The organism is Nostoc linckia z4 (assembly GCF_002608075.1).
Classification (GTDB): Bacteria; Cyanobacteriota; Cyanobacteriia; order Cyanobacteriales; family Nostocaceae; genus Nostoc; species Nostoc linckia.
This window is the reverse complement of sequence record NZ_LAHA01000003.1, coordinates 82,119-99,157: the sequence shown is the minus strand read 5'-3', so window position 1 is coordinate 99,157 and position 17,039 is coordinate 82,119. Positions and strand designations below refer to the sequence as shown.

13 protein-coding genes are annotated in these 17,039 nt (G+C 43.3%); 4 read left to right on the top strand and 9 right to left on the bottom strand.

Features of this window, described 5'->3' with window-relative positions:
* The first annotated feature begins 235 nt into the window (after positions 1-235).
* The 3 genes from VF06_RS04125 (at position 236) to VF06_RS04115 (ending at position 7,229) form a co-directional block, all read left to right on the top strand.
* Positions 236-2,944 (top strand): TIGR03936 family radical SAM-associated protein, encoded by a 2,709-nt coding sequence (locus VF06_RS04125; protein ID WP_099066754.1) that lies wholly within the window; start codon positions 236-238, stop codon positions 2,942-2,944.
* Positions 2,945-4,449: 1,505 nt separating this feature from the next.
* Positions 4,450-6,543 carry a ribonuclease E gene (rne, locus tag VF06_RS04120; protein ID WP_099066755.1) on the top strand — a complete coding sequence of 698 codons (2,094 nt, stop codon included), beginning with the start codon at positions 4,450-4,452 and terminating at the stop codon, positions 6,541-6,543.
* An 8-nt stretch (positions 6,544-6,551) separates the two neighbouring features.
* Complete coding sequence (locus VF06_RS04115; protein WP_099066756.1) at positions 6,552-7,229, top strand: ribonuclease HII; 678 nt, start codon at positions 6,552-6,554, stop codon at positions 7,227-7,229.
* A 139-nt stretch (positions 7,230-7,368) separates the two neighbouring features.
* Here the strand turns inward: VF06_RS04115 and VF06_RS04110 are convergent, their stop codons facing one another.
* Positions 7,369-7,956: a DUF1997 domain-containing protein gene (locus VF06_RS04110; RefSeq protein WP_099066757.1), complete on the bottom strand. Its 588-nt coding sequence runs from the start codon at positions 7,954-7,956 to the stop codon at positions 7,369-7,371.
* Positions 7,957-8,452: 496 nt separating this feature from the next.
* Between VF06_RS04110 and pheA the strand changes: the two genes are divergently transcribed.
* On the top strand, positions 8,453-9,325 hold the full coding sequence (pheA, locus tag VF06_RS04105; protein WP_099066758.1) for a prephenate dehydratase: 873 nt from the start codon (positions 8,453-8,455) through the stop codon (positions 9,323-9,325).
* A 50-nt stretch (positions 9,326-9,375) separates the two neighbouring features.
* Here pheA and VF06_RS04100 read toward each other — a convergent pair whose 3' ends face one another.
* The 8 genes from VF06_RS04100 to VF06_RS04065 form a co-directional block, all read right to left on the bottom strand.
* Positions 9,376-10,023, bottom strand: a complete 648-nt coding sequence (locus VF06_RS04100; RefSeq protein ID WP_099066759.1) for an LON peptidase substrate-binding domain-containing protein — start codon at positions 10,021-10,023, stop codon at positions 9,376-9,378.
* A 227-nt stretch (positions 10,024-10,250) separates the two neighbouring features.
* On the bottom strand, positions 10,251-10,568 hold the full coding sequence (rpsJ, locus tag VF06_RS04095; protein WP_008232935.1) for a 30S ribosomal protein S10: 318 nt from the start codon (positions 10,566-10,568) through the stop codon (positions 10,251-10,253).
* A gap of 158 nt (positions 10,569-10,726) precedes the next feature.
* Positions 10,727-11,956 carry an elongation factor Tu gene (gene tuf / locus VF06_RS04090; protein WP_099066760.1) on the bottom strand — a complete coding sequence of 410 codons (1,230 nt, stop codon included), beginning with the start codon at positions 11,954-11,956 and terminating at the stop codon, positions 10,727-10,729.
* 22 nt (positions 11,957-11,978) lie between these two features.
* On the bottom strand, positions 11,979-14,057 hold the full coding sequence (fusA, locus tag VF06_RS04085; RefSeq protein ID WP_099066761.1) for an elongation factor G: 2,079 nt from the start codon (positions 14,055-14,057) through the stop codon (positions 11,979-11,981).
* Between the two features lie 137 nt (positions 14,058-14,194).
* A complete protein-coding gene (gene rpsG / locus VF06_RS04080) occupies positions 14,195-14,665 on the bottom strand; it encodes a 30S ribosomal protein S7 (RefSeq protein WP_099066762.1) in 471 nt (156 codons plus the stop codon).
* A gap of 528 nt (positions 14,666-15,193) precedes the next feature.
* Entirely contained in the window at positions 15,194-15,577 is a 384-nt protein-coding gene (rpsL, locus tag VF06_RS04075) for a 30S ribosomal protein S12 (protein WP_099066763.1), read from the bottom strand.
* A 134-nt stretch (positions 15,578-15,711) separates the two neighbouring features.
* Entirely contained in the window at positions 15,712-16,038 is a 327-nt protein-coding gene (locus tag VF06_RS04070) for a HesB/IscA family protein (RefSeq protein ID WP_099066764.1), read from the bottom strand.
* 530 nt (positions 16,039-16,568) lie between these two features.
* On the bottom strand, positions 16,569-16,988 hold the full coding sequence (locus tag VF06_RS04065; RefSeq protein WP_099066765.1) for a cupin domain-containing protein: 420 nt from the start codon (positions 16,986-16,988) through the stop codon (positions 16,569-16,571).
* Between the last annotated feature and the right edge of the window lie 51 nt (positions 16,989-17,039).

Here is a 17,039-nt window from a genome sequence, read left to right as displayed (position 1 = left end):
CAAAATCAAAAAGTTTCTGCCTGCGGAAGGCGGGTGCCTGGGTTCCAGTTTTGACTGGATAAAGGGGGAAACCCCTCCAGATGCTGTGTAAGTCTTGGAGCGTTTTGGGTAACGCACATTGTTTTTACAATGTCCCCAACAAAGCAACGGCAAGTGAGACGGGAAGCCTACACTGTACCGAAAGTCAGTGTAGGTACTTCACTAACTTTAATTAAGGTAGCTCGAAGATAGCACAGTGGCTGTTGCAGTTGAAAAGCTAATAACACCGGATATTTTAAAACCAGGGCGTTACTTGGGTAACGAGCGCTTAGCAGTACACAAACCTTGGGAGACGACTACAATCCGCTGGGTGTTAACTTACCCAGAAGTCTATGAAGTCGGTGCATCGAATTTAGGGCACATCATTTTATATAACATTTTGAATGCCCAAAAGAGCCAGTTGTGCGATCGCGCCTACTTACCAGGACAAGATCTATCAGCAAAACTACGGGAAACCAATACACCGTTATTTGCGGTAGAGTCAAAGCGATCGCTAACAGAATTCGACATTTTAGGCTTTAGCCTCAGTTACGAACTGGGTGCAACAAATATCCTAGAAATGTTGGATTTGGCGGGAATTCCTTTAACATGGCAAGAGAGAAGAGACGTGGGGACGCGAGGACACGGAGACACGGAGAATAAAGAAAATATCACCGCGTCTCCCCATCCCCCCGTCACCGCGTCCTCTTCTTACCCGTTAATTTTTGCTGGAGGACAGACAGCAACATCAAATCCTGAGCCTTACGCTGACTTCTTCGACTTTTTCGCTCTTGGAGATGGAGAAGAATTACTACCAGAAATTGGTTTGGTATTAGAAGAAGGCAAAAAAGCTCTTTTGAGCCGGGAAGAATTGTTACTAGACTTGGCACAAATCCCAGGCGTATACGTGCCTCAGTTTTACCAGATGGCAGACGATGGCTCAGTTCATCCTCTGCGTCCAGATGTCCCCAAGCGAATTCTGCGAAGAGTTGCAACTCCCATCCCAGCATATTCTATTGGCTTGGTTCCCTATGTAGAAACAGTACATGACCGCTTGACCATTGAAATTCGCCGTGGCTGTACTCGTGGCTGTCGCTTCTGTCAACCAGGAATGCTGACTCGACCGGCACGGGATGTAGAACCCGATAAAGTGGTAGAAGCAATTGAACAAGGGATGCGGGCAACCGGTTACAATGAGTTTTCCTTACTTTCCTTGAGTTGTTCTGATTATTTATCCCTACCAGCGGTGGGGATGGAAATTAAAAATCGCTTAAGAAATGAAAACATTTCTCTGACTCTACCCAGCCAACGAGTAGACAGATTTGATGAAAATATTGCTAATATCCTTGGAGGTACGCGGCAAGGTGGGCTGACCTTTGCTCCAGAAGCTGGAACTCAGCGGATGCGAGACATCGTGAATAAAGGTCTGACAAATGAAGAATTGTTGCGGGGAGTGAAAACCGCTTGGGAACAAGGTTGGGAAAAAATTAAGCTCTATTTTATGATTGGCTTGCCAGGTGAGACAGATGCTGATGTCTTGGGCATTGCCGAAACAGTAAGTTGGCTACAGCGTGAATGTCGGGGCAAAGGCAGAAAACCCCTAAACTTTAATTTGACAATTTCTAACTTTACTCCCAAGCCCCACACGCCATTTCAGTGGCACTCAGTTTCCACCAGTGAATTTAAGCGCAAACAAAACCTGCTGCGGCAAGAATTCCGTCGGATAAAGGGAGCAAAGGCAAATTTTACCGATGTCCGGATTTCGGCAATGGAAGATTTTATCGGGCGAGGCGATCGCACTTTGGGCAAAGTACTGCGTCGCGCCTGGGAATTGGGTGCAGGGATGGATTCGTGGTATGACAATTTAGATAAAGCTTTTACTGCTTGGGAAGATGCGATCGCCCAAGCCGATCTAGATTGGAAATACCGCCAAATCGAAAACGGCGAATGGAATGTATTTCAAAAAGAGGAGCAGAGTGGAGAATTCCTAACTCCCGACTCGCGACTCGCGACTCCCCACTCCTTCGACGCTCCTCTACCTTGGGATCATATTGATACCGGCATTGACAAAAAATGGCTTAAAGAAGACTTGGAACGCGCTTTAGCAGCCGCAATTGTACCCGACTGCTCCTTTGAAGGCTGTTCTCACTGTGGCGTTTGTGGCACTGATTTTGGCCACAATATCGTCATTGAACCACCTGCTGTGCCAAAATTCGCTGGCGAATTTGTCCCTAACACCACTAGAACACAACGAATACGAGTTTGGTTTGGTAAACAAGGAAACATGGCTTTGGTGAGCCATCTCGATTTAATCCGTTTATTCGATCGAGTTGTGCGGCGAGCAGGGTTGCCAATTGCCTTCACTGGTGGATTTCATCCAATGCCGCGAATTTCTCTAGCCACGGCTTTAGCTTTAGGAGCAACTAGCAGTGGTGAAATTGCGGATTTTGAATTAACAATGCCAGTACCAGTTGATACTTTTCAAGAAAAACTAGCGAAAGAAATGCCCATAGACATACCTATATATTATGTGGCGCAAATTGATGTAAAAGCGAAAGCCGCTAGCCAACTTTTGGAAGCCGCAGAGTATTTGATGACTGTGGCAGCAGCAAATGAAGTGACACCTGCACAATGGCAAAACTGGATTGATAGCATTAAAGCCAAAGACGAACTCTGGTACGAGCAAACAACCAAGTCAGGCAAAAGCCAGTTAATAAATCTGCGCGATCGCTTGTTTGAATTGGAATTGGTAGAAACCGACAAGAATAGGGCAGAATGTATATCTGTTATTCGTTATCTAGGCAGCTACCGCCAAGATGGTTGGCTCTTACGTCCAGAACAAATCGTGTTTATGTTAGAGGCAGTAGCTAATGTAGAATTTCAAATCCTACACATCCACCGCAATCGCCTAGTTTTAGGGGTATAATCCCTCTATGGCAACTTGCTAGTAGTTGTCATAAGATAGCACATCATAGGAATTGATTTTTAGCAAGGTTGCGTTAGAATGAGATGAAGAGAAATTTTCTGGCGCTGCATTGAATTAGCTGGTTCACTACCCTCGCATTCAGGGGGCGAAAGCAAAGATATTAGAGTGCAACTTCTAGGATTTTATCCCAGACAAACTGAGGCAGATTAAAGAACACACACTCTCTCTATAGCTAACTTGTGAATCAGTAACGAACAGCAGGCTCGGTTAGGTTCTCTAACTCCATGCTTTTTAAACAACTGCTGAATGTCTAATCCACAGTAGTGCCTAAGAGCCAGTACTTTACTCTTGTAGAGTTGTACTCCTTTGGATAACTCGCTGTGAAACCAACTGCCATCGGCTATGCCGACTTATAGACGCCCACAGACGCGCAAAGCCAAAGCGCAGTTTGCTGCAGGCCAGAGCAACTTCAAGCAGAGTAGCAACTGGTATTGCTGAATATAACCCTAAGGATAAATCTGGGGAATGGAAAATAGAAGTAGTTTTTTTTTGTTAACGACTTCAGTAGGTTACTCTCAAATCAAATATCCTGAGTTAAAAGTTGACTCAGGATTTAGTACTCTCAACTCAGAACTCTCTTTCAAAGAGGGTATGACATCACAAATCAACCACTGACGGTTGATTTAATTGCTTAAACAATATGAATATGCAGCCGTTCTGGAATAATCAAGCGTGTGAAAGCTCTTATGAGTACCAATAGCTATTTAACTGAGAAGCTAGGGTTGACTTGCAATTTTCAATTTTAGATTTTGCATTCGCGTAGCGTGTCCGAGACAAAATTTGAGTCAGTCGTTTGGGTGGGTTTTTGTATTTGTAGGTTGGCATTTGAGTGGAGGAAACCTCTAGTCAAAGCTTTTCAAGACAGATTTTAGATTGTTTTTTCGTTTATGCCCCACCTTTATAGGTGGAAGTAATGTTAAATCATCAATCTAAAATCCTTAAGCTTATTACCCTTGTGTTCTGCTTCAATCCAAAAGACGCTACTCGTCGGCGTCTCGTAGAGAAGCTTGCCGTTCGCGTTAGCGTCCCTTAGGGAAGGAGAAGGTTTTACTCTGCGCTATCGTAAATCTAAAATCCAAAATTGCTTGACGATGGTTATTACCAGTAGCGTCTTTTGAGACTTACAGGAATAAAAGGTATAATATCGAACTGGAATTTCACTGAAAATGAAAACTGACGCAAAGACGAGGCATGTGCTAACAACGGGTTCTCCGACTTATTTGCCTTTGGCGTTTCCTTTCCCGCAAGATAGGTTGGCAAAATGCCGTGTCAAAAGAGGTTTGAGCTAAGGCTAAAGATTTCTCCCTTTGGAGTACGAAATGATAGCTGTAAGATTGTCTCAAAAGACACGGGGATGCCAGGAGCTTTCATTAATAAGTAATCAACCGGACTTGATACAACAAACCTCTAGACCTGTTAGTGCTGCCAATTTTTGAGGAAATTGAATGCCAAAACAAATTATTATCGCGGAGCAGCACCAAATTGCTGCGGTTTTTTCTGAAGATCAGATACAGGAACTGGTGGTTGCTACCGGTCATCATCAAATAGGCGATATCTACTTAGGAGTAGTAGAAAACGTATTACCTGGAATAGATGCTGCTTTTGTCAACATTGGCGACCCAGAACGCAACGGCTTTATTCACGTTACAGACTTGGGGCCATTAAAGCTAAAGCGTACCGCAGCGGCAATTACAGAACTATTAGCACCACAACAGAAGGTGTTGGTGCAAGTGATGAAAGAGCCAACGGGTACAAAAGGGCCGAGGCTAACAGGTAATATCACCTTACCAGGACGCTATGTAGTGCTGATGCCCTATGGCAGAGGCGTAAATTTATCCCGACGGATTAAAAGTGAAAGCGAGCGCAACCGTTTGCGGGCGCTAGCAATTTTGATTAAACCAGCGGGAATGGGTTTGCTGGTGCGTACAGAAGCAGAAGGCAAACCAGAAGAAGCGATTATGGAAGATTTAGAGGTGCTGCAAAAGCAGTGGGAGGCAATCCAACAGGAAGCCCATTCCACCCGTGCCCCAGCACTGCTCAACCGAGACGATGATTTCATTCAGCGCGTATTGCGAGATATGTACGGCGCAGATGTGAATCGGATTGTTGTGGATTCCAGCACTGGTTTGAAGCGAGTTAAGCAGTATTTACAGAACTGGAGTGGAGGCCAAACACCCCAAGGACTGTTAATCGATCATCATCGCGATCGCTCGCCAATTTTAGAGTATTTCCGGATTAACGCCGCCATTAGAGAAGCCCTCAAACCAAGGGTAGACCTACCTTCTGGAGGTTACATCATCATTCAACCGACTGAGGCATTAACAGTAATTGATGTTAACTCAGGTTCGTTTACGCGATCGGCAACAGCTAGAGAAACGGTTTTGTGGACAAACTGTGAAGCTGCAACAGAAATTGCTAGGCAGTTACGTCTGCGAAATATTGCTGGGGTGATTGTCGTTGATTTTATAGATATGGAATCACGACGCGACCAGCTGCAAGTCCTAGAACACTTTAATAAAGCACTCAAAGCAGACAAAGCTCGTCCCCAGATTGCTCAACTAACTGAACTAGGTTTGGTAGAGTTGACTCGTAAGCGTCAGGGTCAAAATATTTACGAATTGTTTGGTGAAACTTGCCCCACCTGTGGTGGTTTAGGACATACCGTGCGTCTGCCTGGAGAAATCGAAAACCGATTTCCACCGCCAACAGAAATGCCAGAGCGCGAGCGTTTTGTTTCTCCTCTGCCTCACAGAGAACCCCGCCAGCCATCTCCCCGCATTCCAGAACCACGAGAAACCTATGATGGATTTGGGGAACCATTTGATGGTGATTCGGAATTGAGTAATCTCAATCTCATCAATCATCCAAGTTATCAAGAACTTAACGATAATAAGCGTCGTACCCGGACTCGTCGCAGTCGAATTGGTGCTATCAACGGATTAAACGGCAAAGATGAAACCCGGACTGGTACTAATCCACTAGCTTTTGTCAACGAGCCAGACTTAGACCTTGATGGTGAGCCAGAACTGGGAGTAACACCAGAAATTCCCTCACCTAATCTTGGTAAGCCAGGTTGGAGTGAAAGAATAGAGCGCACTAAAATTACCAAGGCAGAGCCAATCAAACCAGTGGTGGAACCACCGGAAATTAGGACTGTAGAAATGACACTCCAAGAACAGGATATGTTTGCCTTGATGGGAATCTCTCCCTTGGTGAAATTAGAGCAAGAAGTTAAAAATCCCAAATCTGTGATTATTAACGTGATTCAGCCCGGACAACAGTCAACAATGCCGACTGAATCAATCCCAGAACCAATTATTGCTCAAAGAGCAACATCTGAATTAACTCCCAGTAAAGTACCGATACCAAAAATTGTTGAGCCAGAACAAAAATCCTCAATCCCAGAGACAACTGAACTATCAGGGTTTACTGACAGCCCTTCGACACCCGTGGCAAACCTAGATGAAAGTGATGCAAGTAGCACCACTACAGCCAACCGTCGCCGCCGCCGTCGTTCCTCAGCGATGGACGACAATTAATTTGCCTTATGGTAGAAACGCAGCAAACAGCTGCTGATTGTTCGCCAGCACTTCTGGAAGAATCCAGTTGGCTTGAGTTTTCTACCTTCTCAGGGATTTCTGGGCTAGTTGCAGGTGTCGATGAAGTAGGGCGAGGTGCTTTATTTGGCCCTGTGGTGGCCGCAGCCGTAATCCTGCCAGATTATGCTTTGCCAAAACTAATGGCAGCTAAAATTAAAGACAGTAAAAAGTTGTCTAGTCAAAGAAGGACTCAGCTAGCACAGCAAATTTGTGGGCTAGCTGTAGATTGGAAAATTGGGTATGCTTCCACTACGGAAATTGACAAGATAAATATTTTGCAAGCAACGCTGTTAGCGATGAAGCGGGCTGTACTGAAGTTAAAAGTACAGCCTGCACTGTGCTTAATTGATGGAAATCAATCAATCAAAGATTTGCCAGTGCCCCAACAAACAATAGTCAAAGGAGACGAGCGATCGCTAGCTATTGCCTCTGCCAGTATTGTTGCTAAAGTATGGCGTGACGATCTGATAATGCGTTTAGCATTGAAATATCCGATGTACAACCTGGAGTGTAACAAGGGTTATGGTAGCCAACAGCACTTACTTGCTCTGCAAGAATACGGTGCATCTCCCTTACATCGCAAGTCATTTCGTCCTTGCCAAATTAAAGTAATCAATGGTGATTAATACAATAGACCTCTTGCAATCAATTGCTTTTTGGACTCTTGTGGTCAAAGGGAATCATGTTAAAGGGGAAAGGGAAAATACCAAACATGCACCCCCTTTCCCCTTCCCCTTTTCCCGACTTATGCAAGAAGTCTAATAATTACTCCGCATTGAATATCGGCAATTCACTGCTGTCACCGTCAATTCCTTGATTTTTCGTTTGTGATTTCACCCAATAGCGATAATCTGCCAAAAGCTGATGTGATAGGCGTTGCTTGATCGTTAATAGCACACTTTTAAGCAAAGCATTACCAGTAGCCTCTAAAATTGGCTTGGGAGTCAAGGAAAATGGCGGTGGCAAATCTATCTGTACTTCTAAATCAGCTCTTCCTTGTAAGCGAGTACCTGTGCTTACCTCTTTGGGAGATAAATGCCCTTTTAAATTGAGAGCAAAGCGCTGATTAATGTACTCGAAACCCAGAATTTCACAACCTAGCGATCGCAAATAAATTATGTCATTTGACTCTGCCCAAACTCTCATGTCCACAGTCGGTTGAATACTCAGTGACATAAAAGTCAGCGGACGCATTTTTAAGCGAAATATCTCTTCTGAAAGTTGCTGAATGCGACTATTGTCAACCAACGCCCTAACTAGACGTTGAGGCTGACGCAAATAGTACTGAATTGGAATAGGCTCCTCTTGAACAGCTATTTCAACCGATTGGGAAGCACTAAATCGGGTAGCCATGAGCGAATAAAAATATATGTTTCTTAATTTTAATATTTTTTAACAACTTAGATCTGATGACATAAAAGTAAAAACTTTATTTACCATCAAAATTATACTTGTTGATGACCTATACGCGATCGCCAAAAAGTTGGTACGCTCATTATTATCTTTTCTGAGAAAAAGTTCGGATTAAATAAATGTTGACAAAAATATACAGTTATGCGCATACAAATTACATCAGCTAATAAAATTTATCTTTAATCTTCAGATAAATTTAAGCAAACAGCCACTTGCAAATCTGACTATTAGAGAATTGCTATGAATACTTTATTTACCGACTTTAAAGTAAAAAAATATGCAATTACTACTGACTACCATCCCTCAACGACCATGTGCTGTTATTTATTTTTTTTAGTTCATTTATTTGGGATAAAAATATCTAGGATAAAATTCTTTTTTACAAATTCTTTTCAACATCCAGTACCAGTGAAACTATCAACTCAAGGCTAATGGCATGACTATATCGATCGCACATTTAGGGCCAACTGGCACTTATTCCGAACAAGCTGCTGTTATTTATGTGAACTGGCTAACCAAAAATACGGTAATTGAAACTATTTTATGCCCTTATCCCAGTATTTCCCAATCACTGCACGCGGTTGCTAAAGGTCAAGCCCATTTGGCTGTTGTACCTGTGGAAAATTCGATTGAAGGAAGTGTCACTATGACACTAGATACAGTTTGGCAGTTAGATGGGTTGCGAATTCAGTTGGCTTTGGTATTACCCATTGTTCATAATTTAATTTCCTGTGCCACTAGCTTAGATAATATTCAAACTGTTTACTCTCATCCCCAAGCTTTAGCACAATGTCAGGTATGGTTAGAACGATTCCTTCCAAGAGTACAGATTATTGCCAATAATTCTACAACCGAAGCATTAGAGCGATTAGAACAAGAGCCAACAACAGCAACTATCGCCTCTAGTAGAGCAGCTCAACTCTACAATCTGCCCATCCTTACCAGCGGTATTAATGACTATCCAGAAAACTTTACTCGTTTTTGGGTAATAAGTCAGGGAATACCAGACGCTAAATATCAGATTTCTGAACTAACTTATAGTCACACATCTTTAGCTTTTAGTGTGCCTGCCAACATCCCAGGAGCATTAGTCAAACCTTTACAGATCTTTGCTGAATTAGGAATTAACCTGAGTCGAATTGAGTCTCGTCCAACAAAGCGATCGCTAGGGGAATATTTGTTTTTTATTGATGTAGAAGCAGACGCTAATGAAACACAAATGCAATCTGCTTTAGCAGAATTAACTAACCATACAGAAATTCTCAGGATTTTGGGAACTTACAATGTTTTACCAGCAAGTGTTCTTTAGTCATTTGTCAATTGTCATTTGACAAATAACCAATGACTAATAACTACTCATCATTTATCATTAAATGTATCTTTCAGAACAGATCTAGCTGCCAAGTGATTACGAGTAGAAGTTAAAATTTCTGCTTCCCGCTCTAGACGAGTTGCAGTATCTTGCATTTCTAGTAATAACTGTTGTTCTGCGGCAACACCATAAAGATTACTTGCTACCCAATAAGATAACTCGATTGGGAGATCTGGTAAATCTTCTGGTAACTCAATATTTTGTTCTGTTAATTTAGCTGACAGACGTACAACATCCCGTAGCAGTTGTTCTACTTCTGAAGACAAAGGCCGTAAATCTTTAGTTGGTGGATGATCTTCAATCCACTCTACCAAACCAACGCGGTATGGCTTTTCACGAACGTATTCTAATACACGAAATCTTTGCTGTCCCAAGGTCAGCATTTTCATCCTATCGTCTGGTAGCCGCTGATGATGAACGATTTCGGCACAGCAGCCAGTGTTTGCAATAGTACCTTTAACTGGATCGAACATTAAAACACCGAACCTGCGATCGCTCTCCAAAATCGTGTTCATCATGATTCGGTAGCGAAATTCAAAGATGTGCAGGGGCAATGGTCTAGTAGGAAACAGAACTACTTCGGGTAACGGGAACAGAGGTAGTTCGCGGACTGCAATTTTAGAAGATGATGCCATTGTTACCTTGGTATAAACTGAATCTTTAAAATTTATTTTTCTCTGCTTTTCCCGTACTTTGTCTACATTCTATCATTTGTTCTGCGGCTAAATAAAAAGCCCTGAGATATATTTCTTCAGGGCAAAGTAAATATTCATACTAATTTCATTAGTTTTTTGTCATTTATCCTTTGTCCTTTATTTATTGACAAATTGCTAATGACCAATAACTAATGAATAATAACGAATTAAAGTTTGACTTCGATATCTACACCAGATGGAAGATCTAATTTCATCAAAGCATCAATAGTTTTAGAAGATGGCTGGTAAATATCAATAATCCGGCGATGAGTGCGGGTTTCAAAGTGTTCCCGCGAATCTTTATCTACGTGAGGCGATCGCAGCACGCAGTAGATTCGGCGTTTTGTCGGTAAAGGAATAGGCCCGATCGCTGTAGCATTGGTGCGGTTAGCGGTGTCTACAATCTTCTCGCAAGATGTATCTAATAAGCGTCGATCAAAAGCTTGTAAGCGAATTCTAATTTTCTGCTGCTGTAGAGTTGCCATCTTTAGTTGTCCAGGTTCTGCGTAATTAGGGGAGTGGTAAACGGGGAAGGGAGCTTCGGTATCTTTTTTTTTACTCCCTACTCCCTTTATTTCAAGGAAGAGAAAGGAGCAGAGTGGAACTATACCATCTCTGCTCCTTTGTTATGAGCAAAAAGGTGCTATTTCACAATTTTGGAGACGACACCAGCACCAATGGTGCGACCACCTTCACGAATAGCGAAGCGCATTCCTTGTTCAATAGCGATCGGGCTGATCAATTCTACAGTCACTTTAATGCGATCGCCTGGCATCACCATTTCTACATCTTTGCCATCATCAGAGGTGAAGGCTTTGATTGTGCCGGTCACATCTGTTGTCCGCACGTAGAACTGAGGACGGTAACCAGCGAAGAATGGTGTCTTCCGACCACCTTCTTTGTCAGTTAATACGTAAACTTCACCTTCAAATTGAGTGTGAGGCGTAATCGAACCAGGTTTGGCTATTACCATACCGCGCTCTACGTCTTCTTTTTTCAGACCGCGTAGCAGTACACCGGCGTTATCCCCAGCCAAGCCTTCATCAAGGCTTTTCTTGAACATTTCGATCCCGGTGACGGTGGTGGTACGAGTTTCTCTCAAACCAATTAGTTCTACAGTATCGTTGACCTTGACTTTGCCTCTTTCGATACGTCCAGTAGCAACTGTACCACGACCTGTGATGGTAAATACGTCTTCTACAGCCATCAGGAAAGGCTTATCAACATCCCGTTCTGGAGTCGGGATGTAAGAATCAACAGCATCCATCAGTTCGTAGATTTTGTCTACCCACTGATTTTCTCCCCGTTGGGTCTTGGGATTTTTGGTCATTGCTTCCAGAGCTTGCAGACCGGAACCTTTGATGATGGGAATATCATCACCAGGGAAATCGTAGCTAGAAAGCAATTCCCGCAGTTCTAGTTCCACTAGTTCCAGCAGTTCTGGGTCATCCATCAAGTCTTCTTTGTTTAAGAAGACAACCAGACTGGGAACCCCTACCTGTTTTGCCAGCAGGATGTGTTCGCGGGTTTGGGGCATAGGACCATCGGTAGCAGCAACTACAAGGATGGCACCATCCATTTGCGCTGCACCGGTGATCATGTTTTTCACATAGTCAGCGTGTCCGGGACAGTCTACGTGAGCATAATGGCGCTTTTCGGTTTCATACTCTACGTGAGCGGTATTGATGGTAATACCCCGTGCCTTTTCTTCTGGCGCGTTATCGATCTGGTCGTAGCCTTTAGCTACAGCCTGACCAAGAGCCGCCAATGTCATGGTGATGGCTGCTGTTAATGTGGTTTTACCGTGGTCAACGTGACCAACTGTACCGATATTAATGTGGGGTTTAGTCCTTTCAAACTTTGCGCGTGCCATGAATCCTTGTTTCCTTTTTTAATTAAGCGTTCCCTTTGCTTTTTGCAATGATAGTTTCAGCTACGCTCTTGGGTACCTCTTCATAATGGCTGAACTCCATTGTGAAGATACCCCGACCTTGGGTCTTCGACCGGATATCAGTGGCGTAGCCGAACATGGTTGCCAGTGGAACTTTAGATGCCACCTTCGAGAGTCCCTGTTCAGTGCTTTGGCTTTCAATCTGCCCCCGACGAGAGATGAGGTCGCCAATGACGTTCCCCATAAAATCTTCAGGAACTTCCACTTCAACTTTCATCATAGGCTCTAATAGTACTGGTGAAGCTTTAAGCACAGCTTCTTTCATTGCCATTGAGCCAGCAATTTTGAAAGCCATTTCTGAAGAGTCCACATCGTGGTATGACCCATCAACCAACGTCGCTTTGACATCAATCAACGGATATCCAGCTAAAAACCCGCTTTCGCAACTTTCTTTCATTCCTTGTTCTGCGGGGCTAATGTACTCTTTTGGTACGACACCACCAACAATTTTGGAGACGAACTCAAAGCCGCTGCCAGGTTCTCCGGGTTCTAAATCGATCACTACGTGACCGTATTGACCTTTACCACCGCTTTGGCGGATGAATTTACCTTCGACTCTGGTTACATGCTTACGAATTGTTTCGCGGTAAGCTACTTGGGGCGCACCAACATTTGCTTCCACTTTGAATTCGCGTAACATCCGATCTACCAGAATTTCTAGGTGTAGTTCTCCCATCCCAGCAATTACGGTTTGGTTAGTTTCTGGATCGACGCTGACGCGGAAGGTTGGGTCTTCTTCTGAGAGAGATTGCAGAGCTTTGGACAGTTTGTCCATGTCATTCTTGGTTTTGGGTTCAACCGCTACCGAGATTACAGGCTCAGGAATGAATAGAGATTCCAGAATTACTGGCGAACCATCATCACAGAGCGTGTCACCTGTCAAGGTGTCTTTCAATCCCAGAGCTGCTCCCAAATCGCCCGCACGCAATTCTTCGACATCTTGCCGTTCATCTGCCTTCATCAGAACTAAGCGAGAAATCCGTTCTTTCTTATTCTTAGTAGCGTTGAGGACGTAGCTACCCTTTTTCAGCACTCCAGAATAAACTCGAACAAATGTCAGACGCCCGTAAGGGTCGGCCATAATCTTGAATGCCAGAGCTGATAGGGGTTCGTTGTCATCAGCCCGCCGTTCAACAGTATCGCCATTGGGCAGTATGCCTTGAATTGGCGGCACTTCACTTGGTGCAGGTAGGTAATCTACAACTGCATCCAGCATTAACTGTACGCCTTTATTTTTAAATGCCGAGCCACAAAGTACTGGCACAATCGTACCTGCAATTGTACCTTTACGTAGAGCAGTACGGATTTCATCTTCTGTAAGTTCTTCTCCATCGAAGTACTTAGTCATCAGATCGTCATCGGTTTCTGCTACTGCTTCGATGAGCTTGGTACGGTATTCTTCTACCAGTTCTTGCAAGTCGGTGGGGATATCCGCTTCTTGGATATCAGTTCCTTGGTCGTTGTTATAGATATAGGCACGCAACCTTACCAAGTCAACAATGCCCTTGAAGTCGTTTTCGCTACCAATTGGCAGTTGAATAGCGATCGCATTTGCCCGCAGGCGATCGCGCATTTGCTCGTGAACTTTATAAAAGTTCGCTCCTGTACGATCCATCTTGTTGATGAAGGCGATCCGAGGCACTTTGTAGCGGTCTGCTTGACGCCACACTGTCTCAGATTGCGGTTGTACCCCGCCCACAGAACAAAATACCGCGATTACACCATCCAACACGCGCATGGAACGCTCAACTTCAATGGTGAAGTCTACGTGACCCGGAGTATCGATAATGTTAATTTGATGATCTTTCCAGCTGGTACTGATAGCAGCAGCAGTAATGGTAATTCCCCGCTCCCGCTCTTGATCCATCCAGTCTGTGACGGCAGTTCCTTCATGAACTTCGCCAATTTTATGAATTATCCCAGAGTAAAATAATATTCTCTCTGTTGTTGTTGTTTTGCCCGCATCTATGTGCGCCGCAATACCGATGTTGCGTACTTTCTCTAGCGGGATCGTGCGTGCCACAATTACCTCCTATTGTTTTGGCCTCATGATATCTTGTATATTACTCTTTGTTAAGATTCTATACTTTTACGGAAAACCGCCTTTTTTGTAAATCTGACGATATACCGCTTGAGGATTACGATATATCGTTTTTCTAGCTAGTAACGATAATGTGCAAATGCTTTGTTAGCTTCGGCCATCCGATGCGTTTCTTCCCGCTTACGAATTGCATTTCCAGTTTCGTTAGCAGCATCCATTAACTCATTTGCTAGTTTGCTTGCCATTGTGCGCCCTGGTCGAGAGCGAGAAAATTGCACCAGCCAACGGAGTGCTAGGGTAGTACCCCGTTCGGAACGCACTTCCATTGGTACTTGGTAGGTTGCTCCACCTACTCGTCGAGCCTTGACTTCTACTAAAGGCGTAGCGTTCCGCACCGCTCTTTCAAAAGTTTCTAAGGCATTATTACCAGTGCGTTCTTCAATGGTCTTTAATGCATCATAAACAATTCTGGCAGCAAGGGATTTCTTGCCATGACGCATGATCCGCCTGATCATCATGCTCACAAGGCGACTATTATATACGGAGTCAGACGGAACTGGGCGCCTTTGAATTACACCACGACGAGACATACTTCACCTTTAATTCGGATTTGGCAACGATTTTATATGCTATCAGACACCGGAAACTAAAAGCGGTGGAACCCAACCCTCAGACTTCCTCATTTTTTTGAGCGTTACAGCTGCCAATTTTGGATTTTGGATTTTGGATTTTGGATTAAAATTTTTCGTTAATATGCCCTTAACCTAACGGTTAGAACAAATCAAAAATCAAGAGCGTGTAAGTTTCATTTTCTTGAAATTTCGATCAATCTCAAATCACAAATCTCAAATTGCTTGACTTGCTAAGAGCAACTGAATACTCAAGGCGACAAGATTCTAAACCTTAATGTCTAAACGAGAATTCTGCTATTTTTACAGCATTCTCCTCAGAAATTCTACACTTGCTCGCTGAGTGTAGGGTGTAGCTTGCTTGATTGCTTCAAACAAATAAAACAGTCTTGATGACTGTTGCAAGAACACAAGTGGCGTTCGCTTTTTTTCCCTGAGCCTTTGTAGAACAGACGATTAATCGTGTTTAGCGCGATTAATCGCCTAATCCTATTTTTTCACTTCTTTGGGACGCTTGGTTCCATACTTGGAACGGCCTTGCTTGCGGTCTTTGACTCCGGCTGTATCCAAGGTGCCACGGATAATGTGGTATCTCACGCCTGGTAAGTCCTTAACCCGGCCGCCACGAATCATGACAACTGAGTGTTCTTGCAAATTGTGACCAATCCCTGGAATGTAAGCTGTAACTTCAAAACCAGAGGTAAGTCTTACCCTTGCTACTTTGCGTAGAGCTGAGTTAGGCTTCTTTGGTGTGGTCGTGTATACTCTGGTACAAACTCCCCGACGTTGGGGGCATTGTTTCAGAGCCGGGGACTTGGTTTTCTGACGCGCTTGTTCGCGTTCATTACGTATTAGCTGCTGTATTGTTGGCATGAGTTACAGCGCGTAAAGCTGCTTATGGTCTAAGTTTTAACAAATCCTGATTATATCTTTTTTTTGGGTTTTATGTCAATTGTTATTTGTCCCTAGTCATTTGTAAAGCGGAAATAATGAGTAATTACCAATGACTAATTACTTATGGAGAAAGAATTGCCACAGGTACATGTAGCGATCGCCTGGGGATTATGAAAGCGAAAACCACCACCCATCAAGTCTTCTGAATAATCTACTGTCAAACCGTTGAGTTGATTTAGGCTTTGGGCATCTACAATTACTTGCACTTCGTCGAAGTCAAAAATGCGATCGCCAACTTTTATTGCTTCATCGAAGGACATATCATAAAAAAAACCTGAACAGCCACCTGGTTTTACTGCTAATCGAAACAAGACATTTGGCTGCTGCTTGGACTTAATTCGCACGATTTCACTCGCGGCTGCTTGACTCAGATGAATCATGAAATTCGTTTTTGCAACTGAATAACCTACGTTTATTTTACAGATTGGTTGACCCCAAAATGCTGTACTTACCAAAATTCTATGTATAAATACGCTTTAATTTTCATATCTAGAGAATTCATTTATACACTACAATTTAAACTTTAAAGGACAAATGAACATTTTTGTCAACGAGCAATTTTGTTTTAGAGGTGGTAAATGTTGAGTTATTCGTTTTATTCAGATGAAGACGATCGATTTTGACTTCACTAAATACTTACTCAACAGATTTATGGCTCTGATTACATATTACTACATTTATATGACCCTTTGGGTTCGGCAGTGACGCTCCTGCGTCGCTAATGCAACCGACGTAAACTGCTAGGACTGCTATTGTGTCACTGCCTAACTTTTTGTGTCTTCTTCAATAAAATAATGCACTCCCCACCTTAACTAGGCAGGGACTCATAACATGCAGTAGTTACTAAAGACGATTTGCACAAAAATGTATTCTATTTTCAATTTAGAGCTTGTATGACGCTCTTTTGGTTCTAATCCTTGGTACGAGCATAATCGTCTTGGTAGCGAATAATATCGTCTTCGCCTAAATATTCACCATTTTGTACCTCAATCAACACCAAAGGAATCACGCCAGGATTCTCTAAACGGTGAGCTGTACATTGGGGTACATAAGTTGACTCATTATTACTCAATAATACTTCTTGCTCGCCACAAATTACCCTAGCTGTACCAGAGACGACAATCCAGTGTTCGCTGCGATGATGATGCATTTGTAAACTGAGGCGGTGTCCAGGCTTGACTTCGATGCGCTTGATTTTGTATCCACGTCCTTCTTCCAAGACTGTAAAAGCACCCCAAGGACGTAACTCAGTGGTAGCAATACTTTTGGAACTAATAGCTGGAGATATGTGTAGAGTCTCAGTCTGTGTAATTTCTTGATATCGAGCCATAGTAACCTCATTTGAAGACATAACAAACCATCAGTACTCTTAAAATTTTGA

Excerpts from the sequence above, each read along its gene's own strand:
- VF06_RS04100 (WP_099066759.1), bottom strand. The coding sequence starts at position 10,023 with ATGGCATCATCTTCTAAAATTGCAGTCCGCGAACTACCTCTGTTCCCG.
- tuf (WP_099066760.1), bottom strand. The coding sequence starts at position 11,956 with ATGGCACGCGCAAAGTTTGAAAGGACTAAACCCCACATTAATATCGGT.
- rpsJ (WP_008232935.1), bottom strand. The coding sequence starts at position 10,568 with ATGGCAACTCTACAGCAGCAGAAAATTAGAATTCGCTTACAAGCTTTT.
- pheA (WP_099066758.1), top strand. The coding sequence starts at position 8,453 with ATGACTATATCGATCGCACATTTAGGGCCAACTGGCACTTATTCCGAA.
- rpsG (WP_099066762.1), bottom strand. The coding sequence starts at position 14,665 with ATGTCTCGTCGTGGTGTAATTCAAAGGCGCCCAGTTCCGTCTGACTCC.
- VF06_RS04115 (WP_099066756.1), top strand. The coding sequence starts at position 6,552 with ATGGTAGAAACGCAGCAAACAGCTGCTGATTGTTCGCCAGCACTTCTG.
- VF06_RS04070 (WP_099066764.1), bottom strand. The coding sequence starts at position 16,038 with ATGATTCATCTGAGTCAAGCAGCCGCGAGTGAAATCGTGCGAATTAAG.
- VF06_RS04065 (WP_099066765.1), bottom strand. The coding sequence starts at position 16,988 with ATGGCTCGATATCAAGAAATTACACAGACTGAGACTCTACACATATCT.
- VF06_RS04110 (WP_099066757.1), bottom strand. The coding sequence starts at position 7,956 with ATGGCTACCCGATTTAGTGCTTCCCAATCGGTTGAAATAGCTGTTCAA.
- rpsL (WP_099066763.1), bottom strand. The coding sequence starts at position 15,577 with ATGCCAACAATACAGCAGCTAATACGTAATGAACGCGAACAAGCGCGT.
- rne (WP_099066755.1), top strand. The coding sequence starts at position 4,450 with ATGCCAAAACAAATTATTATCGCGGAGCAGCACCAAATTGCTGCGGTT.